This window comes from Qipengyuania sp. S6317L1 (genome assembly GCF_023015615.1).
In the GTDB taxonomy this organism is placed as follows: domain Bacteria; phylum Pseudomonadota; class Alphaproteobacteria; order Sphingomonadales; family Sphingomonadaceae; genus Erythrobacter.
In genome coordinates this window covers 720,116-746,140 of the sequence record NZ_JALKAJ010000002.1, presented here as the reverse complement: position 1 = coordinate 746,140, position 26,025 = coordinate 720,116, and the positions used below count along the sequence as shown (strand labels likewise).

The window sequence follows — 26,025 nt, the reverse complement described above, 5'->3', positions numbered from 1 at the left end:
TCCACGCCCTTGGCAAGACTATGCGCCTCTCGCACCAAGCCTGCAATGGTTTACCGGCCCTTTGGCTTCTCCAGCACCTTCTTGCGGAACGAACACAAATCAACCAGATCACACCGCCAGCACTCGGGCGTGCGCGCCTTGCAGACATAGCGGCCATGCAAAATCAACCAGTGGTGCGCGTGCAGGCGAAAGGGCTGGGGCACGCGTTTCTCAAGCTTTGCCTCAACGCTTTCCGGCGTCTTCCCCTTGGCAAGCCCTGTGCGATTGCCGACCCGCAAAATGTGCGTGTCGACCGCAAAGGTCTCCTGCTTGAACCAGCAATTGAGCACCACATTGGCGGTCTTGCGCCCCACTCCGGGCAAACGCACAAGATCATCGCGCGTATCGGGAACCTCGCCCCCATATTCGTCGATCAGAAGCTGCGACAAGGCGATCACATTCTTCGCCTTTGAGTTGAACAGGCCAATCGTCTTGATGTGACCGATCAGCCCCTCCAGCCCCAGATCCAGCATCTCTTGCGGCGTCTTAACCTGCGCAAACAGCGCGCGCGTCGCCTTGTTCACCCCGACATCGGTGGCCTGTGCCGACAACGCCACAGCCACCACCAGCTGATAGGCATTGCCATACTCAAGCTCGGTCTCCGGCTCGGGATTGTGTTCGGCCAAACGCCGGAAGAATTCGAAAATCTGGTCCTTGGTCATATCGGCGGGATATGGCTTGCGCGCTCCAGCTTCTCAAGCTTTGCCACCACATTCTCGTCGATCTCATCGAGCCGCTCCAGATGCTCGCGCATTTCCTGGATTTTCTGGTCACGGCGCGCCTGCATGGCATCGGAGAAGGCGGCGGCGATAATTCCGGTCGGCATGGCGACAAAGGCAATGCCTGAAAGCGCCAGAGTGCCGCCGATAAACTTGCCGATGATCGTCACCGGGTATGCATCGCCATAACCCACGGTGGTCAAGGTGATGACCGCCCACCACAAGGCGCGTGGGATCGAGCCGAACTGTTCGGGCTGGATCGAACCTTCGACCACGTGCAGCAAGGTTGCGCCCGTCAGGACAAAGATAAAGGCAAGCGCCGCCGTCACGATCAGATCATCGCCCCGGTCCGCGATCGCTTGCCATACCGATTTGATCGCAAGGCTGAAGCGCCCGAATTTCATCACAGCGATAACCCGGAACAGCCTCAGCACCCGCAGGATCGCCGCATCGCCTGCGACCAGGGGCGCAAGCGTTGCCACGACCACGACAAGATCGACGATCCCCAGCCAGCTGCGCATGAAGGCCCAGCGCTTGGCCCAGGCAGAGCCTTCTCCTGGCGCTTCGGCTGCGGCGTAAACCCGCGCGATATACTCAAGCAAAAAGATCGTCCCGAAGACCAGCTCCCCGACCAAAAGCGCGCGATGCCATGCGGGTGAAAGGGTTGGCTCGGTTCCCAGCGCTGCCCCGATCACGGCAAGCACGATGGTCGCGATAAGCAACCGGTTGAGAAGCGTCAGGCGCCCGTCCGGATGCGCTCCGACGAAGAGCTGCTCATAAAGCTTGGTCCGCAGTGCCCCCATTTTTCCCCCCGCTTACCGAACTAAAGGTCCAGAACGTCGCGCATGGTGTAGCGTGCAGGAGCTTTCCCGATCAACCATGCGCCGCCGCGAACGGCGCCGCGCGCAAAAATCATCCGGTTTTCCGCCGAATGCGAAAGGGTAAGGCGCTCTTCATTGCCCGCAAAGATGACCGAATGATCGCCCGCAACGCTCCCTCCGCGAAGCGTTGCAAAACCGATGTCCCCGCTCTTTCGCGCGCCGGTGTGTCCGTGCCGCCCGCTGTCCATTGCATCGGCAAGGTCGACGCCGCGCCCCTTGGCTGCCGCTTCGCCAAGAAGCTTTGCCGTGCCAGATGGCGCATCGACTTTCATCCGGTGGTGCATCTCGAGCACTTCGATATCCCAGTCATCGCCAAGGCGCTGTGCCGCCTGTTCGACAAGCGCGCCAAGCAATGTGACGCCAAGCGAGGTGTTGCCGGTTTGCAGAACCGGGATGTCGCCTGCCGCTTCGTCAATGGCCGCGAAATGCGCATCCTCAAGTCCTGTGGTGCCGATCAGGATCGGAACGCCTTTCGCGCGCGCCGCCTTGAGGTTGCCCGCCAGCGCATCGGGCGAGGAGAAATCGACCACCACATCGCACTGGCCAATGACGGGCGCCGGATCCCCGCCAAGATCAACGCCTACGCAAAATTCGTGGCCCGCTTCGTCAATTGCGGCGGCGATCGCCTGACCCATGCGGCCCTTGTGTCCGATGACTGCAAATTTTGCCATTGCTTCCCTCATTCGTGCAGTGTTTCATACCACCATGGCAGACTTCGATAACATCGTCATCCTGACAGGTGCAGGGATCAGCGCAGAAAGCGGTATCGACACTTTCCGGTCCGCGGGTGGATTGTGGGAGCAGCACCGGATCGAGGATGTGGCAACGCCGGAAGGGTTCGCGCGCAATCCCGATCTGGTGCTCGGCTTTTACGATGCGAGGCGAGAGGCGCTGTCGAAAGTCGGGCCCAATCCGGCGCACACTGCGCTCGCCCGGCTGGAGCGTGAATTTTCCGGCAACCTGCTTCTCGTGACGCAGAATGTGGACGACCTGCACGAACGTGGCGGGTGTTCCCAGGTTCTGCATATGCACGGTGAGCTGAAATCTGCGCTGTGCACCTCGTGCGAGGTCCGCTCGCCTTGGGATGCGCCCATGTCGCAGCGGCCTGCGTGTCCCGTTTGCCAGGCCCCGACGCTTCGCCCCGACGTCGTATGGTTTGGTGAAATGCCTTACCAGATGGAGCGGATCTATACGGCTCTAAGCCAATGCGATCTCTTCGTTTCCATCGGCACCAGCGGCGCAGTTTACCCGGCGGCCGGCTTCGTTCAGGAGGCGCGCGGACATGGGGCCGAAACGCTCGAGCTTAATCTTGAACCCAGCGAAGGCTCACACTTCTTTTCGCAAGCCCGTTACGGCAAAGCAGGCGAATTGGTCCCCGCATGGGTGGACGAGTTGCTCAAAGCTTGAGCGCTCTTCAAAATTTCATCAACCAGATGCCAACAGCGAGCCCTGCGCTCCCGAGCGCCATGAACGCTGCGATAAGCCGCATATTCATGGTCTGAAGAGGCTCGGCCTGGTGGGCCTGTAGCCGGGTTTGCACAGCGCAGCCATTACGCTGCGCCGCGAAGAACACGAAAATTCCGATCAGGATAAAAATGGTCGCAATCGCTTTTGGCAGAAAAGCAGGCTCCATCTTTCCGAACAGGGCATTGAAGCCCAGCCCGATACCAACCGCGGCAAGCCCGGTGCGCATCCATCCGGCAAAGGTGCGCTCGTTCGCCATAAGCGTGCGGTCCTCCGCCCAATTGGTGCGATCTTCGGCAAGATCGGTGCGGTCTTCGGCCAGATCGTTGGAGGATTTGTCGTCGCTCAATGCTTTACTTCTTTTTGACCGGTGGTTGGGGCCGCGTGAACACCAGCTCCGTCTCGCTCGACGCCTTGGCATCGAAACTATAGCCCTCTGCATCGAAACCGCGCAAATCGTCGGCATTCTCGATGCGGTTTTCCATGATCCAGCGCGCCATCAGGCCCCGACCGAATTTGACGTGATACATCAGCCGGCGCGCCTCACCGTCCTTCACATTGAGGAAACTCGCCTCGATCACCTTGCCGGGAAGGGCGGAGGTGTCGACCGCCTTGAAATATTCGTTGCTGGCCAGGTTCACGATTGTGCTGTCGCTGTGGCCCTCAAGGTCTTGGGCCAATTGCTCACCGATCCGGCTGCCCCAGAAATCATAGAGCGATTTCCCGCGCGGGTTCTTCATCTTGGTACCCATTTCGAGGCGATAGGGCTGGATCGCATCCATCGGACGCAGCACGCCGTAAAGGCCGGATAGGATACGCAGGTGATCCTGCGCATAGGCGAGGGTTTCGTCACCCAGCGATTTCGCCTCAAGCCCCCAATACACATCGCCATCGAAGGTAAGCCCTGCAGGCTTTGCCGAATTGCTGCGGCCATCAAGATCAAAGGCCTTGAAACGCTCGGCATTAAGCTCGGCCAGATTGTCCGAAATGCTCATCAGCCTGGCGAGGTCCTTTGCCGTCTGCTTTTTTGCGACACCAGCAATCTCGCGCGTGTCCTCTTCAAGGCGCGGGCGGGTGTTCTCAAGCGACGTGTCCGGTTCGTCAAAGTTGAGTTTCTTGGCAGGGGAAAGGAGCGTGATCATCTATGCTGGTCCCAGGGTCAATCGGAGTGGGCGAAAGGGTTTTGACGTTGGTCAATCAACAAACTGGTGGCCGATAGGGTCCCACCCTGTCCAGCGTGATCGCGACTTTTTGGCAGGATTTACCCGATCACACCAATCGGTTTATTGGCTGTCCAAGTGCCCGCATCCCTTGCACGCAGGGTCCTTTGCGATGGTGAGCGTGCGCATTCCCGGTGTCATTCCGTCAAGGATGTGAAGCTTGCCCCAGGCAGGATCGCCAAAGCGGCTGACCCCCTGGAGGAGCACCCGCACCGCCTGCATTGCAGCAAAGCTGCCGGTCCAACCGGCCATTGCGCCCAGCATACCGTCTTCGGCGCAGGTGTCGCAATCTTCTGCATCGAACGCATCGCCGACGAAGCAGCGATAGCAAGGCTGGCCAGCGAGGTGACCTGCAAATGCCCCAACCTGCCCCTGAAACCGGCCCACGGCGGCGGAGAGCAAGGGCACGCGTTCGGCAACGCAGGCATCGGACACGGCGAGCCTTGTGGCGAAATTGTCGGTGCCATCAAGCACGAGATGTGCACCTGCGATAAGGTCGCCGACGTTTTGCGATGTGATGCGGTTGTCCGAGATGTTCACATTCAGCGCATCGTCGAAATTGGCAAGCCAGCGGCGTGCGCTTGTGGCTTTGCCGTGGCCGACATCGCGTGAGGTGAAGATGGTCTGACGCTGAAGATTACTCGCATCGACAACATCGTCATCGACGAGGGTGAAGGTACCGATCCCGGCGCCCGCGAGATATTGCAGGGCTGGCGAGCCAATCCCGCCAAGGCCGATCACCGCAATGTGCTTGCCCGCCAGCGCGACCTGACCTGCGCCGCCGATTTCGGGCAGCACGATATGCCGAGCAAAGCGGTCGAGGCGGGCCGGGGACAAGGTCATTGGTCCAGCGTCTCCTCGACGACGACATCCTCGGCACGCCGCTCTTTCGAAAATGCGCCAATGCCATGCCAGTACAAAAAGGCGATCACCGCGCCTTTGACCGGCTGCAGTGTCGCGATCAGCATCACCACGGCAACTGGCAGGATGGTGGCGAGCACTGCCCATGCGCTCATCTTGAAAGTTGTAATCATGGCAATAACCACGGGCGCGAGCAGGTGGCCGACCACGAAGATCCCGATATAGGCGGGAAAATCGTCGGCTTGCTGCCGGGACCAATCCTGTTTGCAATGCGGACAGGTGTCCTTGGGTTTGAGCCACTTGCGGAACAGCTTCGCCTCCCCGCATCTGGGGCAGGTGCCCTTAAGGCCACGCATGACGGCATCAAGCCCGCTTCGAGGCAGGTCGATATCGCATGCAGGGCGCGCAGGTAGGGGCGGGGATAAGCTCATGGAAAGGCTGTTTACAGCATGTGCATGAGGTGTCGACAGGGCTGTGGAGAGCCCTGTGACAAAGGTGTCGATTAGATGTTGGCAGGCTGGGCAGAGTGGCTGTGGACCACCCTGTCCAAACAATGCGCAAAAGCTGTGAGAATTAACCGGCGCCCTAGCTTTCAAGCTGACGCAGGAGGCTGCGCACATCGCCGTCCATATCGGCATCGCGTTGGCGCAGATCTTCGATCAGGCGAACGGCGTGGATAACCGTCGAGTGATCGCGGCCACCGAATTTGCGGCCGATCTCTGGATAAGAACGCGGTGTGAGCACCTTGGAGAGGTACATCGCAACCTGACGTGGACGCACAACCGCGCGCGCGCGGCGCTTCGATGACATTTCCGACCGGTCGATCCGGTAGAACTGGCACACGGTGCGCTGGATCTCGTCAATCGTGATCCGGCGGCGGTTGGCGGAAAGGATATCGGTAAGCTGCTCTTCTGCAAGCTGGAGGGAGACTTCCTGACCCGTCAACTGCGCGTAGGCGATGAGCTTGTTCAATCCGCCGATAAGCTCACGAACGTTGCGCGTAATGGTGCGCGCAAGGAATTCGATCACGTCTTCGGGCACGCTCAAAGGTGCAAAGCGCGAAAGCTTGGAGTGCAGAACCTTCTTGCGCAGTTCGATGTCGGCGGCCTGAATGTCTGCCACCAGACCCATCGAAAGGCGCGACAAGAGGCGGGGTTCGACCCCGTCCAAAGCCTGCGGTGCGCGGTCGGCGGCAAACACGAGACGCTTGCCCTCGGCGAGCAGCGCATCAATCGTATAAAGCAGCTCTTCCTGAGCGGATGCCTTGCCGATGATAAACTGGATGTCGTCCACCAGAAGCAGGTCAAAGCTGCGAAGACGCGCCTTGAACTCGATCATCTGGTTGGCTTTGAGTGCTTGCACGAACTCCACCATGAACCGCTCTGCCGAGCAGTAGAAAATCCGAGCACGCGGGTGCGAGGCGAGGAAGCCGTGGCCGATTGCGTGAAGCAAGTGCGTCTTGCCTTGCCCTGTCGCAGCTTTGAGATAGAGCGGCGAGAACTGCGGCTGTTCGGTCGCCGCCATACGTTGCGCCGCGTTGCAGGCGAGCACATTGGCCTCGCCGGTGATGAACGCCTGAAAGGTAAGCGACGGGTCAAGCCCGACGCTCGAGGTGAAGCCGGCGTCCGAAATCGTTCCGGCAGCCACCGCAATCGCACTCGCACCATCATTGGCCGGGCGACGCCCGTCATCAAGGCGCAGCTCTGGTAATTGCCGGCGGCCCGGATGCACCTGGATGTTCACCGTGCGCACATCGCCGCGCATGATCTTCCATGCGAGCTGCAAACGATCGTGAAAACGATCCTTCACCCAATTGGCTGAAAACTCGGTTGGCAGGAACAGGTCGAGAATGCCCGTTTCCTTGTTGATGCCCCCCACCTGAATGGGCTTGATCCATTGGCTGTGAAGCTGATGGCCCAAATCTTTCTTGAGCCCCTGGCTGATATCGGCCCAATCGGCTGCCAGGTTTACCGCTTCTGCATCTTCCATCAAATCGTCGTCCGCCTTGCGACGCGTGGTCCGCGCCTTATCAGAATTATATGCCACTTGCTTCCCCACTACGAATGCCCCTCGGAAAAAGCACCTGTCCAAGGTTTGTTTCTATCTATCCGACGGGCAATTCTATCCCTATCCGGCGGAGCACCCCCACCGGCTAACCAGTCGATCAAATTTTTTGAACCCGGACTGTCCCGCGCCGAGTGATTGCGAATAAACGATTGTTCGGCGCTGAGTGCAAGCGAACTATTGCAACAAAATCGAAATAAACTGGCTTGACTCGTCTCTATCCCGCAGACTTGCGTTTAATGCTTTGATTTTTCATGGTTTCCACCAAATTAACCCCGCGAATCGTAGGGTTTCTGCGCATTCTCGATAATCCGGATTGACCTGATCGCGGCAAAACAAAAGGGCCGCGTCTTTCGACACGACCCTTAGTGAGAATGCGGAGACCAAAACGGGTAAAACTACGTAGCGTAGTTCCACCTATCAGCGGTCATCGACGCGAATCAGAGTGCGGCGACTCGTTTTGAAAGGCGCGACATTTTGCGCGCCACTGTGTTCTTGTGCATCACACCACGAGCAACACCGCGAGCGAGCTCTGGCTGAGCCGCTTTAAGAGCAGCAGCCGCTTCGTCCTTGTTGCCGGCATCCAGAGCAGTTTCGACTTTTTTGACGAAGCTGCGGATACGGCTCATGCGCGCGGTGTTCACTTCGGCGCGGCGGTTGTTGCGACGGATGCGCTTACGGGCTTGAGGCGAATTTGCCATAGGTTTTTCTGTCTCGCGTCTTGTGAGGGCCGCCACGAAAGCGGCCGGAAATCTGAATCGAATATACGAAAAGCGGCGATTCTTCGCCGGGAAAGCGGCGCACTTAGTGCGAATTTACGCGCAAGGCAAGTGTTTTGGGGCGTGTGATCGCCCGATGTCCAGGGCAGCCTGTGTCCTTGCCCCCTTGCTTGCATTGCACATATCACTTTTGACAGACGGGACAATACCACGTGCTGCGCCCGCCCTGGACGATCCGTTTGATCATGCCGCCGTCATCGTTGTGGCACGGCTCACCCTCGCGGCCATAGACGTCAAAGCGCGTGGCGAAATAGCCCAGCTCGCCATCGGGCGCAGCGTAATCGCGAAGGGAGGAGCCACCGTCGCGGATCGAAGCGGTGAGCACATCCTTGATCGCGGGCACGAGCCGTTCGAATTGAGCCCGTGTGACCGTTCCGCCGCGCTTGGTCGGGCGAATGCCGGAGCGCCACAACGCCTCGCATACATAGATATTGCCGAGCCCTGCGACGATGCGCTGGTCAAGAAGGCACAGCTTGATGTTTTGCACTTTCCCCTTGAGCGCGGCCTTCAGATAGGCGGGCGTCAAATCGGGGCCCAGCGGCTCCGGCCCAAGACTGGCAAAGGGGCCCCATGCGTCCAACTGGCCCGTCGCCACCATATCGACCGAACCGAATCGCCGCGGATCGCACAGGGCAAAGCGGTTGTTGGCCGTTTCCACCACCATATGGTCGTGTTTGTCCGGTTCGTCGGGATCAATCCGCCAGCGCCCGCTCATGCCGAGGTGAAAGATAACCGATTGTTCGCGGTCGAGATGAAGGAGGCCATATTTCGCCCGCCGCGAAAGGCTCGTGATCGTCGCCCCCGTCATCACCTGCACCAGATCATCCGGAAAAGGACGCCGCAAATCGGGCCGGTTGAGCGTCACCCGCTCAATGCGCGCGCCATCGAGGAACTTTGCAAGTCCTCTGACCGTTGTTTCGACTTCTGGTAACTCAGGCATTTGTGTTTGTGCTCACTATCGTTCGCGCCTTGGCCACCCGCTCCCTCCACCCTTCCACCCGGAGCCTACCGGGACACAATCCGGGTGGAAGGGTGGAGGGAGCGGGTGGCCACGGAAAGGCTTGCACGAATGTGCACGCCGCACGCAACAAAGACGTCCCTAATCACCCTTTGCGCGACCCGCAATTCCCTCTAAGGCTCCCCACATGAGCGAAACCGATCAAGACACCGTCTCCTTTGGCTATGAAAACGTAAGCCCGGAGGAAAAAACCCGCCGCGTCGGCCAGGTTTTCTCCAGCGTCGCCAGGAAATACGACATCATGAACGATGCGATGAGCTTTGGCATGCACCGCGGCTGGAAGGATCGCTTCGTCAAGCGGGTGAAGCCGCAATCGGGCGAGAACATTCTCGATATGGCAGGGGGCACGGGCGATATTGCCTTTCGCATGGCCGATCGCGGCGCGAATGTGACGGTTGCCGACATCAATCAGGAAATGCTCGATGTTGGGGCAGAACGCGCGATGGAGCGTGACGAGGCAGAGGGCGCGGGCAGCCTCGTCTTCTCTCAGCAGAACGCAGAAGAGGTGACGTTCGCCTCCAATACGTTTGACGCCTACACCATCGTTTTTGGCATCCGGAATGTGACCCATAAGGAAAAGGCGCTGAAAGAAGCCTTGCGTGTCCTTCGCCCCGGTGGCCGTTTTTACTGCATGGAGTTTTCGGTCACCGATTGGTCGGGCTTTCGCGAAATCTATGACTTTTATTCGATGAACATCATGCCGCGCATGGGACAGGTGATTGCGGGCGATATCGAAAGCTATCGCTACCTTGCGGAAAGCATCCGCAAATTTCCCCGCGCGGCAGAGTTCGAGGCGATGATTTCGAATGCGGGGTTTGTGAACACCAAGGCCGAGGTCATTCTGGGCGGCGCGGTTGCGATCCATTCGGGGTGGAAGGTCTAAGAGTTTGACCCGTCCAGCGACACATCTTTTCCGTCTTGCGCGATGGGGCATCACCCTTGCGCGCCGCCGCGCGCTTGTCGGGATCGAGGAAGACCCCAATGCGCCCCCGCCGGTAAAGACCTTGGCAAGGCTCGCGCGGCTTGCGACCTTCACCTCGAAGGGCGGAGAGCGCGACTATGCCGGTGCCTTCCGTGCGATTGGCCCTGCCGCGATCAAGCTCGGGCAATCGCTGGCTACGCGGCCCGATCTCGTTGGCGAACAGGCCGCGCACAATCTTCTAAGCTTGCAGGACAATCTGCCGCCGGTTGATTTTGGCCTTATCCGCGATTCGATCGAAAGCTCTTTCGGGCAGCCGATGGAGGCGCTCTTTTCCGAAGTGGACCCCGTCCCTGTGGGCGCCGCGTCGATCGCGCAGGTGCACAAGGGTGTCACCACTGACGGGCGAAAGGTGGCGATCAAGGTCCTTCGCCCCGGCATCCGCGAGAAATTTGCCAAGGATATCGAAACCTACGAATGGGCGGCGGCCCACGTGGAGGCGATGGGAGGCGAGGCCGAGCGCCTTCGCCCGCGCCTGACGATTGCCAATTTCAAACGCTGGACCAATTCGGAACTCGACCTTCGCCGCGAAGCCGCTTCGGCCTCGGAACTGGCCGAGGATATGGCGGGCGTTGACGGCTATCGCATCCCCCAAATTGACTGGGATCGCACCAACGGCCGGGTGATGACGGTCGAGTGGGTCGACGGGATCAAGATCTCGCGCCGCGATGAATTGGTGGCAGCAGGTCATGACCTGACGCAATTGTCAGAGCGCCTCGTCATCAGCTTCCTGACACAAGCGATCAGCGCCGGTTTCTTCCACGCCGATATGCACCAGGGCAATTTGTTCGTGCAGGACGATGGGACCATCGTGGCGATCGATTTTGGCATCATGGGCCGGATCGACCGGCGCGCGCGCCAATGGCTTGCAGAAATTCTCTATGGTTTGACCACAGGCAATTACAAACGCGTCGCGGAGATCCATTTCGAGGCGCAATATGTGCCAAGCTATCACTCGGTAGGCGAATTTGCGACGGCCCTTCGCGCGGTGGGTGAACCGATGCGCGGCAAGCCTGTGAAAGAGCTTTCGGTCGGCCAGATGCTCGACGGCCTGTTCGCGATCACCCGCGATTTCGACATGCAGACACAGCCGCACCTGCTGCTTTTGCAGAAAACCATGGTGATGGTCGAAGGCATCGCGACGCAGCTTAATCCCGACATCAACATGTGGGACACCGCTGCACCCTATGTGCGCAGCTGGATCCGCGATGAGCTGGGACCGGAGGCGGCGGTGGCCGAGCGTCTGAAAGAAGATACGCAGACCTTCCTGCGACTGCCCGATCTCATCCGGCGTATCGAAGACAGGTTCCCACCCAAGGGTGGCGCGCCAGAGGCACCGCCCTTGCCCGAGGTCAAGCTTATGGGCCGACTGGGTGAGAGCGATGTCGTACCCCGCAGGGGCGGCGGTTGGTTTGGCTATTTCGTCGCCGGCCTCGTGGGCGCAGGCGCCGTGCTGGGCGCGAGTGTCGCGGGTCTGATTTAGGCAGGCGCGATCAATCGCCGTCAGGCAGCACTTTCGCTGCCCAAAGACCCAACACGCCAAGTACAGCTTCCACACTCATCGGAGCCTCGAACCCTTCGAACGTGCCATAGTCGAAGATCGAGATAACCCGCACGATCAGAACCACCAGCATCAGCGCGCTGCCGATAATCAGCGGATCGCGTCGCTCACCCCATGCGCCCCAGAGGAAGCACGCGCCGCTCACTGTGAAGAACGCGGTCAAATCGCCGCGCACAGAGGTCAGGCCATGCGCGCCTTCGACAACCAGGCCAAAGTCTGCGCCCGAGGCCACCGGATCGGTGAGAAAGCCAAAGCCCATAAACACGAGGAGCAACCCCCCGAGGCTGAGAACCACTTTAAGTGCCAGTTTCATGTCGCAAATCCCCTCTCATCCACCTCCCCGCGCATGGCATTATCGCTTGATCGCAAGGGGCGCGTGAATAAGTGCAATCTTAACCATCACAGCGCAAGGCTTCCTCCCACACTTGGGCCGGGTTCCTGGTCCAGATACTTGGCGAGCAGGACTAAGGTGGTTAGATGGGTGTAGAACATCTGCATTTTGAGGACAGTAGGCACAGCGTGAGCGTCAAGGGACCCAGAATTCTCCTCGTGGTGGGCGGCGGTATCGCGGCTTACAAATCGCTCGAGCTTGTGCGCCTCATCCGCAAGGGCGGGGGCTCTGTCACGCCTGTCGTCACCAAGGGTGGGCAGCAATTCGTGACGCCAATGTCGCTCGCCGCGCTGTCCGAAAGTCAGGTGTACACCTCTTTGTTCGACCTCAAGAACGAGGTCGAGATGGGGCATATCGAATTGTCGCGCGAGGCCGATCTCGTGGTCGTTTGCCCGGCGACTGCCGACCTTATGGCCAAAATGGCCGCAGGCGTTGCCGATGATCTTGCCACCACCCTGCTTCTTGCCACCAACAAGCCGGTCATGGCCGTGCCCGCTATGAATGTGAAGATGTGGGAGCACGCTTCCACCGTGCGCAATGTTGAAAAATTGCGCGAAAACGGCGTTCATGTGCTGCACCCTGATGAAGGGATGATGGCTTGCGGCGAATTTGGTTATGGCCGCCTGCCCGAACCGCCTGCGATCTGGCGCGCGATTGCCGATCACTTCGGGATTGAGGTTGAGGAAGAGGCGCCTGTCGCCGCTCCGACCCTTCCGCCGGCCGAAGTCGAAGCGCTTGAGCCCGAGGATGAGAGCGAAAGTTCCTCGATGGGCGGGCTTGGCGGCTTGCTTTCGCGTATCATCCCGCGCTCGACCGAAAAACGCAGCGCCGAGGAAATCGAAGCCGAGCTTCATGCAGATCTTGAAGGTTTCGGTGGCGAAGAGGACGTGCCCGAAGAATTCCTTCAGGAGCTTCCCGAGGAAGATATCGAGTTCGACCCCAATCTCGCCGGTTCCCCGCTTGCGAAAAAGGGGGCGGGCAAGGCCGCGCCTCCGGTCGATCAGGATGCGATCAATCACGAGGTGGATGACCGCCGTCTGGCCCCTGATGAGGCCGAAGGGATGTTTTCCGACAAGGCGACCGATCTCCAGCCTGTCCCAGAGACTGCGAAGGAAACCGCGAAGGTCGCTGCCAAGAGCGCCGCGCCTGCGAAGATGGAAGCGGTTGTCGCCGACGAGGAAGAGATTGCCGGGATCGTGGCCGACCCTGACAACCAGCCGCTCAAGGGTCGCCATGTGCTTGTCACCGCTGGCCCGACGTGGGAATCGATCGATCCTGTGCGCTACATCGCCAACCGATCGAGCGGCAAACAGGGCTTTGCGATTGCAGCCGCCGCTGCTGCCCTTGGCGCCGAGGTCACTCTGGTCGCAGGGCCGGTTTTCCTCAAGACGCCAGCAGGCGTGAAACGCGTGGATGTTGAAAGCGCGGAAGAAATGTCATCTGCGGTCAAGCGCGCGCTTCCCGCTGATGTTGCCGTAATGGTGGCTGCGGTTGCAGATTGGCGGCCCAAGGAATATCGCGACGAAAAGATCAAGAAGCGCGGCTCTGCGCCACCTGCCTTGATGCTGACCGAGAACCCCGACATTCTCACCAATCTGGCCGCGGGCAATAACCGTCCGGGGCTTGTCGTGGGGTTTGCGGCTGAAACGGATTCGGTGATCGACCATGCCAAGCAGAAGCGCAAACGCAAGGCCGCCGACTGGATTGTCGCCAATGATGTTTCGGGCGATGTGATGGGCGGCGACGACAACACCGTGCATATCGTGACGAGCGAGGGCGTGGAAAGCCTCGATCAAATGCCCAAGGGCAAGGTTGCAATGGCGCTGGTGAGCCGTATGGCTGAGGCAATCGCTGCAAAGGGCTGATAATCGCCGTGACCAATAAAGTGCAAATCCGGGTGAAACGCTTGCCAACGGGCGAGGGACTGCCCCTGCCTGCCTATGCCACCGAAGGGTCGGCGGGCATGGATGTGGTGGCGTCCGAAGCGATGTCGATTGCGCCGGGGGACCGGAAAGCGGTTCCGACCGGCCTCAGCATGGCCATTCCTGAAGGGTATGAGATACAGGTGCGCCCGCGTTCGGGCCTTGCTTTCAAGCATGGCATCACAGTGCCCAATACGCCCGGCACAATCGATTCCGATTATCGCGGTGAGTTGAAAGTTCTGTTGATCAACCACGGCAATCACCACTTCAAGATCGAACGCGGCGACCGCGTGGCTCAATTGGTAGTGGCGCCTGTCACTCAAGGGCTTTGGGAAGAGGTCGACGAGCTTGACGCAACGACGCGCGGCGACGGCGGCTTTGGCTCAACCGGCGGTCACGCAAAGCTTTAGAAAAACGAAGCGCCGGGCGCTTTAGTCGTCTGCAAATCTTACGGTAGAGGTGTAGCGTGCGCTGGCCGCCTGGCCATTGGAGCTGCGGGCCGGATCAAAGCGCGCACGCTCGACCAGCAGTTTGCACACGCGCCGATCGAACTTGCGCGAACCGGTGCTCCCCTCAACTTCGCAATCCTGCGCGCGTCCCACTTCATCGACAAGGAGGGTGTAACGCAGCACGCCTTGCCCGCTGGGAAATCCGCGTGAGGGCCAGGGCAGCCTGTCGTCGGCCCTGATCCATGAAGACGGGCTGATCGGACGCGCAGCGACGGGTGCGGATTGCGTCGCGCCGCCCACTTCTGCCGGATCAAGCGCAGGGGCAACCCCTCCGGGGCGCGAGCGCGCTGATGAATTGGGCGCCGAACGCGCGCCTGAATGGGGCACCGGGCGCGATGGTCCTGCGATGAGCCTGCCGTTTCGTGCATCGGGCAGGTCGCGATACTGGGCGTTCGCCTGACGCCGATACCAAGGGATATAACGCCATTGCTCGGAGCATTGTTCAAGAAGGCGAAAGCCGGCTGAACTGGTCTTCAGATCAATGCGTGCGACCGGTTGGCTGCCTTGACTGACGGTCAGCACCTTGGCTGCGCGGAACCCTCGTTCAACACCGCTTGACCCTGCACTAAGGGCGAACCCTTCGCCTGTGCTGAACCCGGCAAAGCGAGCGTCGTCAAACGCCCATTCCACATTGCCGACCATACCCGAAAAATACCGGCCCGAACGCCGTTGCAGCGTCAAACTGCCCGCGCGCCCGTCCTGCAATTGATAGCTCAGCACGTGCGGGCCGCCATCGCTCAGGCGAAGTTCGCAAATGCGCCGCGCCTCGTCCTGCAAAATCACCCAACGGCCAAGATCCACGAAGATTTCCTGTTCGCTCGACTGCGCAGCAACCCCGCTGGAAAGTGAGCCAGCAAGAGCCAGACCCGCAAGGGCGCGCAAAGGTGAAAAGAGACGTGATTTGGTCATGTGTGTGCCTGATAATTTAGGAGATACCGGGCGCTCAATACAAAAAGGCGGCGCTGATCCCTTCCGCCGCCTTTCCGTCCCATCCATGGGTGGATCTGAAGTTTGCCTGTCACCGTGCCGGTTTCACGCTCTTCCCGTCGTCGCGAATTGTGATGCGCAGGACCTCACCCGAATTGCCGGGGAAGTCGGTGAAAATCGCATCGACCAGATTGGGTACCAGATGTTGCAGGCGGTTGGAGCGCGAGGCGGCCTGCGCCTGACCTTCAAACAAACGCTCGCCAGTGACAGTGTTGTCGATCTTGAGATCGATATCACTGGTGTAAACAGTGTAGCTGCGCACTTCGGGACCGGCGAGCCACGGATCGTAGAAGCCAAAGGCGTAGCCGCGGCGAAGGCCGAATCCGCCAAAACGTCCCCACGGGCCAAAGTGCCCGTAGCCCGTATTGGTGGTGCGCACCCGCTCACGCCCGTTGTCGACGCCGTAGTCGAACCGAACGAGCATGGTGGCCGCTTCCGGTTCTGCCTCGACATAGCCGAGCTTGGCCATTTCAGCCGCAACCATATCGGCATAAAGCGCAAATTCCAGACCACCCGCTAGCGCAGGGTCATCTGCAACAACCGCGAAGCTTTGCCCCGCAGGCGCTGGAAGCTCAGCCTGGAAACGTGAAACATCGGCCTTGAAGGTGTTGGTCGAGCACGCGGCAAGGCCAAGCGCAAGAATGCCGGCAAGGCCCATCTTTGCCGCAGGGCGCATGAAGCGACTCGCAAATGATGAGCGCGTGTTTGTATCGTCAGGGTTCATATCAGATTGGATCATGCCATATCCTTCACAAAATCGCCAGTGACCATCGTCTGTGACCGGGGCATTTGCCCGCGTTGTCTCTGGCTATCAGTCCAAAAATCGCTGATCTTTCGCGTTGTCCTCACGCTTTGGATCGAAGGTCGTTCGATCCAAAATCCCCATACTGTCTCGCAGTGTCAGCTGTTAACGATGCACACAATAATCATGCGGGCTGAACCGGATTTGAACGCTCGCGCGGCCAGGTGGCTTGGGCCGACGTGTTATCGCCGGCCCGAAGTGCGTTATCCGCGCACCAGGCCAAGCGCCTTATACGCGGCATCGAGCGTCGGAATGCCGCGTTCGCGCGCCCGTGATGCGCCTCGCGCAAGGATCGCATCCAGAGCTTCCTGATCGCCTTTGAGTTCCATAAACCGCGCGTTGATCGGGGTGAGCGTCTCTACAAGAACCTCGCCCAGTGCTGGTTTGAATGCGCCGAACCCCTGACCGCCGTGTTCGCTCAGAACCTTGGCCGGAGTCTTGCCGGTGAGCGCAGCATAAATACCCACGAGGTTGCGCGCTTCGGGGCGATCTTCGAGGCCTGCCTCTTCTGATGGCAGGGGCTCTGGATCGGTCTTCGCCTTCTTCACCTTCTTCATCACCGTGTCGGGATCATCGGTGAGCGAGATGCGGCTCATTTCGGACGGGTCCGATTTGCTCATCTTCGAGGTGCCATCGCGCAGGCTCATGATCCGCGCCGCCGATGGCGGGATGAAAGGTTCAGGCAGGGTGAAAAGCGGCGCGTCCTCGTCGCAAAAATCATTGTTGAATTTCTGCGCGATGTCGCGGGCCAGTTCGAGGTGCTGTTTCTGATCCTCACCCACCGGCACGTGGGTTGCCTGATAGAGCAGCACATCGGCGGCTTGCAGTACTGGATAGGTGAACAGCGCAACCGACTGTCCCTCGCGGTTCTTGCCCGCCTTGTCCTTCCACTGCGTCATGCGGTTGAGCCACCCCATCCGCGCAGTGCCATTTAACAGCCATTGCATCTCTGCGTGGGCTGGAACCTGCGCCTGATTGAACAGCACGGTCTTGGACGGATCGACCCCGCAGGCAACCAGCGTTGCCACCATCTCGCGGGTATTTCGTGTCAGCTCTGCCGGATCATGCGTCATCGAGAGCGCATGCAGGTCGGCGAGGAAGATGAAGCATTCGCCCCCTTGCGCCTCGGCCTCGTCCTGAAGCTTCACATAGTTGACGATCGCGCCGAGGTAATTGCCAAGGTGCGGCTTTCCGGTGGGCTGGATGCCCGAAACAACTCTCATTGTGGGTACTCTTTCTTCAGATTGGTAATGGTCAGGTGTGCTTGGAACAGCACCCCAGCCATCGCCAGGCCGCCCGCCCGCGCATTGCAAAGCGCAATGGGGCTGAACGGTAAGAGAAGAACGTGTTGGTCATGGGCTTTGCCAATAGCAGATGCCGTGGCGCGCGCAAGGCGGCGCTATTGCTTGCGGGTAAGGGCTGCAATGCGTTGCTTGTCGATCGCGCCAAACACGAATGCCAGACCGAAGTAAACGATCACTGCGGACCCGACCAGCACGCCGAGCGCAACAAGCCGCGCAAAGATCCCGGCGGAATACCAACCAGTAAGATAGCTGTTGGCGTAGTAGAGCACAGCCCCCATTGCGGCGGCGGCGATGGCTTGTTTGGCGATGCGCAGCAACAGCACGCCGGGAATACGATAATGCCCCCGGCTCGCCAGCACGATCAGCAGGAAGCCCACATTGATCCATGCGCCAACGACGCTCGCAAAGGCGACGCCGATGACGCCGTAATCTTCAAGGAAGAACACGGTCGCCGCGATGAACACTGTCAGCGAGATAAAGGCCGCCACCACAGGGGTTCGCGTATTGGCGCGGGCGTAGAAATTGGGCACGAGGACTTTCACCAGCACATAGGCCGGAAGACCCAGAACGAGCGTGGCCAGCACATCGCCCGTTACCTGAGCGTCTGAAAGGTCAAAGCGCCCGCCTGCGAAAATCATGGTAACGAAAGCTTCGGCACAAATCGCCAGCGCCACAGCGGCAGGAACGGTGAGCAGCATCGCAAGTTCGATCGCGTCGGATTGAATCCGGTCTGCGCCCTCTTTGTTTTCGCTCCCGACGAATTTTGACAGCGTCGGCAGGATCGCGGTTGAAAGCGCGATGCCGATAATGCCAAGCGGCAGCTGATTGAGGCGGTCGGCATAGTTCATGTAGCTCACCGAACCATCCTCAAGCTGGTTGAGGAAATAGAGCTGGACCAGAGTGTTGATCTGATACGCGCCGCCACCAATGGCTGCGGGCAGGGCGATGATCGCAAGCCGCTTTACCTCTGGCGTAATGCGCGGCCACAAGAGTTTGGGGCGAAACCCCTCGACCCTTGTCCAGTAATAGAGCCACGCAAGCTGCATGACCCCTGCACCGGTCACGGCCCATGCGATACCGTAAGCGATCTGCGTGACGCTGACGCCCGTTCTTTGGGCAAACCATTCGCCACATAAAAGTGCGGCGATCAGAACGATGTTGAGAATGATCGGAAAGGCAGCGCCAGGGGCAAAACGCGATACGGAATTGAGCATCCCTGTGAACAGCGTCACCAGACTGACGAGGATAATGTAGGGAAACATGATCCGCGCAAAATCGACCGCGAGCGGATAGGTCTGGGGGTCGAGAGGCTTTTCCGACAAGAGCCAGATTACGCCGGGCATGGCGATTTCGAACACCGCCACCAGAGCGATCAGAACGGGCAGAAAGACGCTGAGGACGGCATTGCTGAAGCTTTTCGCATCGTCGAGCCCTTCTTCGGCATCGTCTTTCCCGTGCAAACGCTTGGAAAACATCGGCACAAAGGCGGCTGAAAACGCGCCCTCTGCGAACAGGCGGCGGAACACATTGGGGATGATAAAGGCCTGAAACCACGCATCGGTCACGGCATTTGCGCCAAGGACGCGCGCGAAAATCATCTCGCGCGCCATCCCGGCGACACGGCTGACCATGGTCAGGGACCCGATGGTGCCGACGTTTTTGAGCAGGCTCATGTGCGCAAGGTTATGCGGTCACTTGCCGGTGAAGCAAGGCGTTACGCGCCAGCGCCAGGAGCAGGCGTCGTCACATTGCCTTCCTGAGCGCGCTTGGCCTGCAATTGCTGGATGTAAAGGCCATTGAAATCAATCGGCTCAACCATAAGCGGCGGGAAGCCAGCATCGCGCACCGCATCTGCGATCACACGGCGGGCAAACGGGAAGAGGATGCGCGGGGTTTCGGCAAACATGAAAGCGTGCGCCTGATCATCGGGGATATTGCGAATGCCAACAAGGCCGCAATAGGAAAGTTCGATGATGTAGGCAGGGCCTTTTTCAGTGGACGCGGTGATGTTGATCTTAAGCTCAACCTCGCTCACCTCGTCACCCTTGGGAACGGCACCGATGTTGAATTGCACATCGACTTTTGGCTGTTCGGTCCATTGATAGACGTCTGGCGCATTGGGGTTCTCGACCGAAAGATCTTTCACATACTGCGTGATGATCCCGGCGGCAGGCTGATTGTCAGCGCCATTGTTGTCGAGGTTGGTGAGTACGTCACCTGGATTAGCACCTTCTTCGGCCATAGCTTTTGCATCTTTCGATTGAATGTCGGGTTTGCCCCTGTGTGCAAGGGCATAAAATCAGTGAGCGCGCGTAGCAGGGGCCACGGTAACAGGCAACAGAGACTGCAATGGGCCGGAACCGGCAAGCGAACTGACGAGTTGTGTCAATTAAGGGCCGGAATTGTATGCATCGCATCGCCACAAGGCGTTGGAGAATTGAATTTCGTCCCTATTTATGACACATAAACTGACCTCTCCGGCGCATCTTGCGCCAATGCGGGCCGTATCTTGTGTTGGCATACACATTCAATTCAGTCACTACTGATAGGGCTGCTTGAATGGGCCTGCGCCAGATTCGGTCAAACAAGGAAATACCGTGATTCTAGAAATCGTCATCCTCGCCATGATCGCCGCCTTTTTGGGGCTGCGCCTCTATTCGGTGCTCGGGCGCCGGGCAGAACACGAGGAAGAATCGATTCCGCAGCGTTTCGAACCGAAAGATAACGCTCCGCAGCAAGCGCCCACCGCCGCCACCGCGCCGCAAGCAGCGCAGCCTCGTCCCGTTGAACTTGAAGGGGCTCAACCCGTGGTGGAAAATGGCATTCGCGAGATCGCGGCAGTGGACCGTGCGTTCGAATTCGGCGCCTTCATCGAAGGCGCGCGCGGCGCTTATGAAATGGTGCTCGAAGCGTTCTGGAAGGGCGACAAGGAGACCCTTCGCGACCTTTGCGATGACGATGTCTACGCAGGGTTCGAAGCTGCCATCAACCAACGCGAGGCCGAAGGGCTGACGCTTGATAACAAGCTTGTGCGTATCGAGGAAACCCGCGTGCATTCGGCGACGCTTGAAACCGCCAAATTCTCGAAAGTCGCCCGGATTGCGGTCCTGTTCGTTGCAGACATCGCCGCTGTCACCCGTGACAAGGAGGGCAATGTGGTGGCCGGTAGCCTCGATGATGCCATCGAAAGCCGCGATATCTGGACCTTTAGCCGCGACGTTTCATCGCGTGATCCAAACTGGATTCTCGACGAAACCGACCAGGGCTGAGGGTTTGAGAGGTGTGGGGGGCGCATCAAGGACGCGCTGCCAGGTCGCGCAAGGCGATTTGGCTCACCGGACCCGATACCCCTTCGCGTCGACCCGCTTCCATTAATGCCGGAATGATGGCGCTGGCTTGTGCGGCGCTTCTAACCGGCTGCGTCCGTCTCGTGCCCGAGGCATCCGGACCGCGCCCTGCCGTTCCGATCCCGCCCCCTGTCACCAGCGCATCCACTGCGGCCTTCGCAGGCGTTGTGCGAGGGCCAAGCGTGGGCCAATTGCGCATCAGCCAACGCGATGCGGGAACTGCCCTGGCAAGCTTTATTGAAAGCTGCCCGCAACTGCTGCGCCGCGAGGACAAGAGCGGATTATCCTACAACGCCGATTGGCGTGCCTCTTGCGAGGCCGCGTATCAATGGCCGATGAGCGATGCGCCGCGCTTTTTCCAGACCCACTTCGAAACGGCGCGCATCGGCGATGGTCAGGCCTTTGCGACAGGGTATTTCGAGCCCGAGATTGCCGGTTCGCGCACGCCTCGCCCGGGATATGTGCCGGTTTACGCGATGCCGAGCGACCTTAAACGCGGCTGGCCGCGCAGCACCCCGCAATCCGAACGCAGCGGTCGCGCGCCGCTGGGCCGGCAGCTCGCCAATGGCGATTTCGTGCCCTATTATGAACGTGCAGAGATCGAGGATGGCGCGCTTGACGGCCGCGTTCCGGTGATCGCTTATGCCGCTGATCCCGTCGAATTTTTCTTCCTGCAAATTCAGGGGTCGGGACGCCTTCGCACGCCGGAAGGCGAGGTCATCCGGATCGGCTATGCCGGGCAGAACGGGCGCGGTTATACCGGGATCGGCGGGGTGATGCGCGAACGCGGGCTTTTGGGCAACGGACCGGGGCAATACTCTGGCTCGATGCAGGGGATCATGGCCTATATCCGCGATAACCCGCGTGAAGGCCGCGCGCTCATGCGCGAGAACAAGAGCTGGATTTTCTTCCGTGAGCTCAAAGGCGATGGACCGCTCGGCGCATTGGGCGTGCCCGTTCGGCGCGAGGCATCGGTCGCCGCAGACCCTGCGTTTGTCCCCTTGGGAGCGCCGGTATGGCTCGATCTTGACCGTAACGAAGCCGACGGTCTCTGGATCGCGCAGGATACCGGCGGCGCGATCAAGGGGGCGAACCGTTTTGATACCTTTTGGGGCGCAGGGGACGATGCACGGCGAATTGCCGGCGGCATGAGCGGTCGGGGCACGGCGCTTTTGTTCCTGCCCAAGGGCACCGTTGCGCGGCTGAACTCTCAAGACAACTCATCACGGCGATGAGCTTGTCTTCATGAGGTATCCGGGCGGCCTTTCCGAACCCGAGCAGCGCGCTTGGGCCCGTCTCGCATCGAGCGTGACCCCCATGCCGGGCAAGAAGGCGCCGGTTGTCAAAGAGGCGAGCGAAGCCCCTGCGAAGCCCCCTCCCAAAGCTCCTGAAAAGCAAGCGCCCAAACCAAAACAGGCTACCAGACGCCCATTGATGCGCGCCAATTCGCCCACGCCTGCGCCCGCGCCGCGACGAACCATGGCATCAAGCCAGCTTGATGGCAGCTGGAACCGCAAGCTGAGGTCAGGGCAGATCACGCCGGACTATACGCTTGATCTGCACGATCACAGCCTCGACCGCGCCTATGACCGGATAATGAGCGGGCTTGACCAGGCGCGCATGATGGGCGCGCGGGTGGTGCTGGTGGTCGCTGGACGAGAGCGGCCAGTGGACCCTGCCGACCGCGGTACGAAGCGCGGCGCGATCCGGGCTAAACTCCTCGACTGGCTCGCGGTGAGCCGTCACGCCGATTCCATCGCAGCAGTGCGGCGCGCCCACATCCGCCACGGCGGAGAGGGCGCGCTTTACCTTGTGTTGAAGCGGTAAGGGCCTCTTACCCGAAAAGCATGATGTTCATCATTCGGCCCGGCAGGATGATTGCAAAGATACCCGGGATCATCAGCGCGGTCAGAAACAGACTGACGATTTCGGCCTTGTGGCGTTTGATATCGCCTTTGCGCGCGCTGCTCACGATGGCCCACGATGCGCGATAGGTTAGCGGCACGAAGATATGGATCCATGAAAGCGCCATGCCTTCGTGGATGAACAGGGTGGAGGTTGCGGTCACAACCATCAGAGCGATCCATAATTTGCCCAGCGCCTTGTGCATCGCATCGCCTTTGCGCGCGATCAGCAAATACAGGCCGAGCGGAACGCATGGAATGACGGTCGATACGTGAAACATCACCGCCGCATTACCGAGATGCGGCAGATCGCCGGCAAAGCCAAACAGGGCCCGCGCAATCGCGATCATGCAAACACTTGTCATGGCGATGCCGGAAAACAGCACCAGCGCCTTTGTGATGGCTCCCAATTGCATGACGCCTGACGGCTGGTTGAATTGCGAGAAGGCCTGAAGCGGTTTGCGAAGAGTAGCGGTTGTCATTTGCTGGTTTCCTTCATGGGTCTGTGTTGAAACCCAGAATGGCCGATGCCCTTTCGCCAGCAATTCTCCTTGCGCGATTTGCCACTGGCCTTCGCGAAATGGCGCCCGAAAGCGCGGATTTTTAAGGGCCTGCCACTTTACGAAGCGCGAAATGGCAGGCAGTTTGCGCATCGAAATGATTGAAACACCTGGCCAAGTGCGCGAACCGCAGGATCTGTCTGGCAAAGCCGCTTTCTGGCGCGGGCTCTTGAGCGACCTTGCGATCATGACGGGGATCGGTCTGTTTCTGGGCGTGCTGGGGCCGTTTGGTAGCAGCGATCTGCCCTTGGGCGTGCGGCTTTTGAGCTGGCTTGCCTTCGCCTATGTTGGCTATGTCTGCTATCGCCCGTTGGAGCCGCTCGTCTCTTGGGGGGCGCGCACCCTTCATCTCCCTCGTATCGGCCTTTGGATTGCTGCGGCGGCGATTGCGACTGTGCCGATGACCTTCGCGGTTCTGGTGCTTGGCAATCTGCACAATCCGTTTCGCTGGCCCGGTCTTGATATTGCACTCACCAGCTATTTTTATGTCTTCATTGTGGGCGCGGCGGTCACGCTGTTTTTCAACGTCTTGGGCCTTCGTTCGGGCAAGAAGCCAGCGTTTGTTCCTGCACCTGCACATGCACCTGCACCTGCATCAGCGTCAGCGACGGCGAGCGAGCCTGACCCTCCTGCCAAAACCAATGCCTTGCTCGACCAGCTGCCCGCGTCATTGGGCAGCGATGTCATCGCGCTCGAGATGGAAGATCACTACGTGCGCGTCCACACCGCACTGGGCAGCGAACTTGTGTTGATGCGTTTGCGCGATGCGATTGTGCATGTGGCCGAAATCGACGGGCGTCAGGTTCACCGCAGCTGGTGGGTTGCGCGGCTTGCGGTCGAGGATGTCCGCCGCGAAGGGCGCAATGTGCGGCTGGTCCTGCCGGGCGGGCTCGAAGCGCCGGTATCGCGCGCGCAGGTAAGCGAGCTCAAGGATGCTGGCTGGATATAGTGCCGAGCAATCCCGAGCCGGGATGATTCAGAACCGCGATCCCTCCGCCACGCCTTCGATTGATTGCAAAAAGGAAAGACCCCCGGGCGCGTATTGCGCCAAGGGGTCTTTTGTATCCGTAACATCGGCGCGAAGCCGAAAGGTCGAGACTTATTCTGCCGCTTCGGCGTGCGCATCGAGTTCGCCGGGCATTGGCACATCCTCGCGCGTCGTGATCGATTTTGCAGACATCATGCCGGGCGCCTTGGATTCGCCGCCGATCTGGTCGCGCACCTCCTTTTCGATGCGCTCGCCGATGCTCTGATCGACATTGCGCCAGTATTCAAAGGCACGCTTTAGAACGGGCTCGCTCACGCCGTCGGCAAGGTGACCGGAGACGTTGGAGACGAAGCGTGTCCGCTGTTCATCGTCCATGACTTCCATCACCAGCGCGCGGGCCTGGCTCCAGTCGTCGTCGTCTTCGCGCAAGGTATAGGCTTGGCGCACCATGTCGCCATCAGCGGCCCAGGTTGCCTCATTGCCGATTTTCTTTTGCGCTGCCGGCCCGCCATAGGAATTGGGCGCATAAACCGGGTCCTCGCGCTTTTCGATCTGCATGTGACCACCGCGTGCATAGGAGTGCACTTCGTTCACGGGTTTATTGACCGGGATCTGCTTGTAATTGGTGCCAAGGCGCGCGCGGTGCGCGTCGGCATAAGAGAAACCGCGGGCGAGCAGCATCTTGTCGGGCGACAGGCCAATGCCGGGCACCATGTTGTTCGGCTCAAATGCCAATTGCTCGATTTCCATGTGCCAGTCGGTCGGGTTGCGGTTGAGCGTTAGCGTGCCGACCTCCATCAACGGATAATCCCCATGCGGCCATGTTTTGGTAAGGTCGAACGGATTGATGCGATAGGTCTTGGCATCTTCGAACGGCATGATCTGCCATTTGAGGGTCCAGCTTGGATAGTTGCCTTCGTCAATCGCATTGAAAAGGTCGCGGCGGTGGTAATCGCTGTCCTCGCCCGCCTTCTTCACCGCCTCGTCCTGCGTGAGGTGGGCGTTGCCGCCTTTATCGCCAACATTGGTGAGATAGTGGAATTTGACCCAGAAACGCTCGCCTTCTTCATTGATGAGCATATAGGTGTGGCTGCCGTAACCGTTCATTTCGCGCCAGTTCTTGGGCACACCGCGATCACCCATCAGATAGGCCACCTGATGCGCGCTTTCAGGGGAAAGCGTCCAGAAATCCCACATCATATCGTGATCACGCAGACCGTTGTCGGCGCGGCGTTTCTGGCTGCGGATGAAATGCTGGAACTTCATGGGATCGCGTATGAAGAAGATCGGCGTGTTGTTGCCGACCATGTCGAAGATGCCGTCCTCGGTGTAGTGCTTGACCGAAAACCCGCGCGGGTCGCGCCACGTATCCGGGCTGCCGCGCTCACCGGCAACGGTTGAAAAGCGCATGGCCACATCGGTCTTTGCGCCTTTCTGAAACAGTTTGGCCATGGTGTATTTCGAAACATCTGCGGTTGTCTCGAACGTCCCGAACGCGCCGGACCCTTTCGCGTGAGGGCGGCGTTCGGCGATATTGGTGCGATTGAACTGGGCCATCTCTTCGAGGAGGTGATGGTCATTGAGCACGATTGGCCCATCGCGGCCAACGGTTAGCGAATGTTCATCGCTTTGAACGGGGGCACCGGAATCGGTCGTGGTAGCGGGGGATTTGGTATTGTCGGCCATGGGGAGCGTGCCTTTCTCATGAAGTGATGCAAATCCTACA

General features: G+C 59.7%; 28 protein-coding genes. 9 read left to right on the top strand and 19 right to left on the bottom strand.

The window, feature by feature from the left end:
* Positions 1–50: 50 nt before the first annotated feature.
* Genes nth through dapB form a run of 3 tightly spaced genes read right to left on the bottom strand, consistent with a single transcriptional unit; the run spans position 51 to position 2,310 of the window.
* Positions 51–701, bottom strand: a complete 651-nt coding sequence (gene nth / locus MWU38_RS04900) for an endonuclease III (RefSeq protein WP_247270698.1) — start codon at positions 699–701, stop codon at positions 51–53.
* Positions 698–1,561, bottom strand: a complete 864-nt coding sequence (locus tag MWU38_RS04895; protein ID WP_247270697.1) for an ion transporter — start codon at positions 1,559–1,561, stop codon at positions 698–700. The genes nth and MWU38_RS04895 overlap by 4 nt, the downstream gene beginning before the upstream one ends.
* Positions 1,562–1,581: 20 nt before the next feature.
* The gene (dapB, locus tag MWU38_RS04890; RefSeq protein ID WP_247270696.1) at positions 1,582–2,310 is read right to left on the bottom strand and encodes a 4-hydroxy-tetrahydrodipicolinate reductase; all 729 of its coding nucleotides are present in this window, start codon (positions 2,308–2,310) and stop codon (positions 1,582–1,584) included.
* A gap of 34 nt (positions 2,311–2,344) precedes the next feature.
* On the opposite strand from dapB, the gene MWU38_RS04885 reads away from it, so the two are divergent.
* On the top strand, positions 2,345–3,046 hold the full coding sequence (locus MWU38_RS04885; RefSeq protein WP_247271243.1) for an NAD-dependent deacylase: 702 nt from the start codon (positions 2,345–2,347) through the stop codon (positions 3,044–3,046).
* A 7-nt stretch (positions 3,047–3,053) separates the two neighbouring features.
* On the opposite strand, the gene MWU38_RS04880 is transcribed toward MWU38_RS04885, so the two are convergent.
* The 7 genes from MWU38_RS04880 to mutM all read right to left on the bottom strand — a co-directional run bounded on the left by MWU38_RS04880 (position 3,054) and on the right by mutM (position 8,967).
* The gene (locus MWU38_RS04880) at positions 3,054–3,452 is read right to left on the bottom strand and encodes a DUF202 domain-containing protein (RefSeq protein ID WP_247270695.1); all 399 of its coding nucleotides are present in this window, start codon (positions 3,450–3,452) and stop codon (positions 3,054–3,056) included.
* A gap of 4 nt (positions 3,453–3,456) precedes the next feature.
* Positions 3,457–4,245, bottom strand: coding sequence for a peroxide stress protein YaaA (gene yaaA / locus MWU38_RS04875; RefSeq protein ID WP_247270694.1), 789 nt, complete (start codon positions 4,243–4,245; stop codon positions 3,457–3,459).
* 141 nt (positions 4,246–4,386) lie between these two features.
* Positions 4,387–5,166, bottom strand: coding sequence for a HesA/MoeB/ThiF family protein (locus MWU38_RS04870; protein ID WP_247270693.1), 780 nt, complete (start codon positions 5,164–5,166; stop codon positions 4,387–4,389).
* Positions 5,163–5,615 (bottom strand): DUF983 domain-containing protein, encoded by a 453-nt coding sequence (locus MWU38_RS04865; RefSeq protein WP_247270692.1) that lies wholly within the window; start codon positions 5,613–5,615, stop codon positions 5,163–5,165. The genes MWU38_RS04870 and MWU38_RS04865 overlap by 4 nt, the downstream gene beginning before the upstream one ends.
* A 154-nt stretch (positions 5,616–5,769) precedes the next feature.
* Positions 5,770–7,173 (bottom strand): chromosomal replication initiator protein DnaA, encoded by a 1,404-nt coding sequence (gene dnaA, locus MWU38_RS04860; protein ID WP_247271242.1) that lies wholly within the window; start codon positions 7,171–7,173, stop codon positions 5,770–5,772.
* A gap of 515 nt (positions 7,174–7,688) precedes the next feature.
* Positions 7,689–7,949 carry a 30S ribosomal protein S20 gene (rpsT, locus tag MWU38_RS04855; protein WP_247270691.1) on the bottom strand — a complete coding sequence of 87 codons (261 nt, stop codon included), beginning with the start codon at positions 7,947–7,949 and terminating at the stop codon, positions 7,689–7,691.
* A gap of 202 nt (positions 7,950–8,151) precedes the next feature.
* Positions 8,152–8,967 carry a bifunctional DNA-formamidopyrimidine glycosylase/DNA-(apurinic or apyrimidinic site) lyase gene (gene mutM / locus MWU38_RS04850; RefSeq protein WP_247270690.1) on the bottom strand — a complete coding sequence of 272 codons (816 nt, stop codon included), beginning with the start codon at positions 8,965–8,967 and terminating at the stop codon, positions 8,152–8,154.
* Between the two features lie 205 nt (positions 8,968–9,172).
* Here mutM and MWU38_RS04845 point away from each other — a divergent pair, with 205 nt between their 5' ends.
* Entirely contained in the window at positions 9,173–9,928 is a 756-nt protein-coding gene (locus MWU38_RS04845) for a class I SAM-dependent methyltransferase (protein ID WP_247270689.1), read from the top strand.
* Positions 9,929–9,932: 4 nt separating this feature from the next.
* Positions 9,933–11,507, top strand: a complete 1,575-nt coding sequence (gene ubiB / locus MWU38_RS04840; protein WP_247270688.1) for a 2-polyprenylphenol 6-hydroxylase — start codon at positions 9,933–9,935, stop codon at positions 11,505–11,507.
* A gap of 10 nt (positions 11,508–11,517) precedes the next feature.
* Here ubiB and MWU38_RS04835 read toward each other — a convergent pair whose 3' ends face one another.
* The gene (locus MWU38_RS04835; protein WP_247270687.1) at positions 11,518–11,898 is read right to left on the bottom strand and encodes a DUF4345 family protein; all 381 of its coding nucleotides are present in this window, start codon (positions 11,896–11,898) and stop codon (positions 11,518–11,520) included.
* Between the two features lie 164 nt (positions 11,899–12,062).
* Between MWU38_RS04835 and MWU38_RS04830 the strand changes: the two genes are divergently transcribed.
* Together MWU38_RS04830 and dut are read left to right on the top strand one after the other, a co-directional pair.
* A complete protein-coding gene (locus tag MWU38_RS04830) occupies positions 12,063–13,841 on the top strand; it encodes a bifunctional phosphopantothenoylcysteine decarboxylase/phosphopantothenate synthase (RefSeq protein ID WP_247270686.1) in 1,779 nt (592 codons plus the stop codon).
* A gap of 8 nt (positions 13,842–13,849) precedes the next feature.
* Positions 13,850–14,308, top strand: coding sequence for a dUTP diphosphatase (gene dut / locus MWU38_RS04825; protein WP_247270685.1), 459 nt, complete (start codon positions 13,850–13,852; stop codon positions 14,306–14,308).
* Between the two features lie 21 nt (positions 14,309–14,329).
* Here the strand turns inward: dut and MWU38_RS04820 are convergent, their stop codons facing one another.
* The 5 genes from MWU38_RS04820 to secB form a co-directional block, all read right to left on the bottom strand.
* On the bottom strand, positions 14,330–15,316 hold the full coding sequence (locus MWU38_RS04820; RefSeq protein WP_247270684.1) for a TonB family protein: 987 nt from the start codon (positions 15,314–15,316) through the stop codon (positions 14,330–14,332).
* A gap of 109 nt (positions 15,317–15,425) precedes the next feature.
* Positions 15,426–16,070 carry a DUF4136 domain-containing protein gene (locus MWU38_RS04815; protein WP_247271241.1) on the bottom strand — a complete coding sequence of 215 codons (645 nt, stop codon included), beginning with the start codon at positions 16,068–16,070 and terminating at the stop codon, positions 15,426–15,428.
* Between the two features lie 329 nt (positions 16,071–16,399).
* On the bottom strand, positions 16,400–17,419 hold the full coding sequence (gene trpS, locus MWU38_RS04810) for a tryptophan--tRNA ligase (RefSeq protein ID WP_247270683.1): 1,020 nt from the start codon (positions 17,417–17,419) through the stop codon (positions 16,400–16,402).
* Positions 17,420–17,595: 176 nt separating this feature from the next.
* A complete protein-coding gene (gene murJ, locus MWU38_RS04805) occupies positions 17,596–19,173 on the bottom strand; it encodes a murein biosynthesis integral membrane protein MurJ (protein WP_247270682.1) in 1,578 nt (525 codons plus the stop codon).
* A 41-nt stretch (positions 19,174–19,214) separates the two neighbouring features.
* Positions 19,215–19,742 (bottom strand): protein-export chaperone SecB, encoded by a 528-nt coding sequence (secB, locus tag MWU38_RS04800; RefSeq protein WP_247270681.1) that lies wholly within the window; start codon positions 19,740–19,742, stop codon positions 19,215–19,217.
* 355 nt (positions 19,743–20,097) lie between these two features.
* Here secB and MWU38_RS04795 point away from each other — a divergent pair, with 355 nt between their 5' ends.
* Positions 20,098–20,769, top strand: a complete 672-nt coding sequence (locus MWU38_RS04795; protein ID WP_247270680.1) for a Tim44/TimA family putative adaptor protein — start codon at positions 20,098–20,100, stop codon at positions 20,767–20,769.
* Positions 20,770–20,794: 25 nt separating this feature from the next.
* Here the strand turns inward: MWU38_RS04795 and MWU38_RS14985 are convergent, their stop codons facing one another.
* Positions 20,795–21,046: a hypothetical protein gene (locus tag MWU38_RS14985; RefSeq protein WP_247271269.1), complete on the bottom strand. Its 252-nt coding sequence runs from the start codon at positions 21,044–21,046 to the stop codon at positions 20,795–20,797.
* On the opposite strand from MWU38_RS14985, the gene MWU38_RS04785 reads away from it, so the two are divergent.
* A complete protein-coding gene (locus tag MWU38_RS04785; protein WP_247271240.1) occupies positions 20,931–22,082 on the top strand; it encodes a murein transglycosylase A in 1,152 nt (383 codons plus the stop codon). The genes MWU38_RS14985 and MWU38_RS04785 overlap by 116 nt on opposite strands.
* A gap of 10 nt (positions 22,083–22,092) precedes the next feature.
* Positions 22,093–22,674 carry a Smr/MutS family protein gene (locus MWU38_RS04780; protein WP_247270679.1) on the top strand — a complete coding sequence of 194 codons (582 nt, stop codon included), beginning with the start codon at positions 22,093–22,095 and terminating at the stop codon, positions 22,672–22,674.
* Positions 22,675–22,681: 7 nt separating this feature from the next.
* On the opposite strand, the gene MWU38_RS04775 is transcribed toward MWU38_RS04780, so the two are convergent.
* Positions 22,682–23,233, bottom strand: a complete 552-nt coding sequence (locus MWU38_RS04775) for a hypothetical protein (RefSeq protein WP_247270678.1) — start codon at positions 23,231–23,233, stop codon at positions 22,682–22,684.
* Positions 23,234–23,408: 175 nt separating this feature from the next.
* Between MWU38_RS04775 and MWU38_RS04770 the strand changes: the two genes are divergently transcribed.
* Positions 23,409–24,260: a LytTR family DNA-binding domain-containing protein gene (locus MWU38_RS04770; RefSeq protein ID WP_247270677.1), complete on the top strand. Its 852-nt coding sequence runs from the start codon at positions 23,409–23,411 to the stop codon at positions 24,258–24,260.
* A gap of 150 nt (positions 24,261–24,410) precedes the next feature.
* On the opposite strand, the gene MWU38_RS04765 is transcribed toward MWU38_RS04770, so the two are convergent.
* Complete coding sequence (locus MWU38_RS04765) at positions 24,411–25,985, bottom strand: catalase (RefSeq protein WP_247270676.1); 1,575 nt, start codon at positions 25,983–25,985, stop codon at positions 24,411–24,413.
* Between the last annotated feature and the right edge of the window lie 40 nt (positions 25,986–26,025).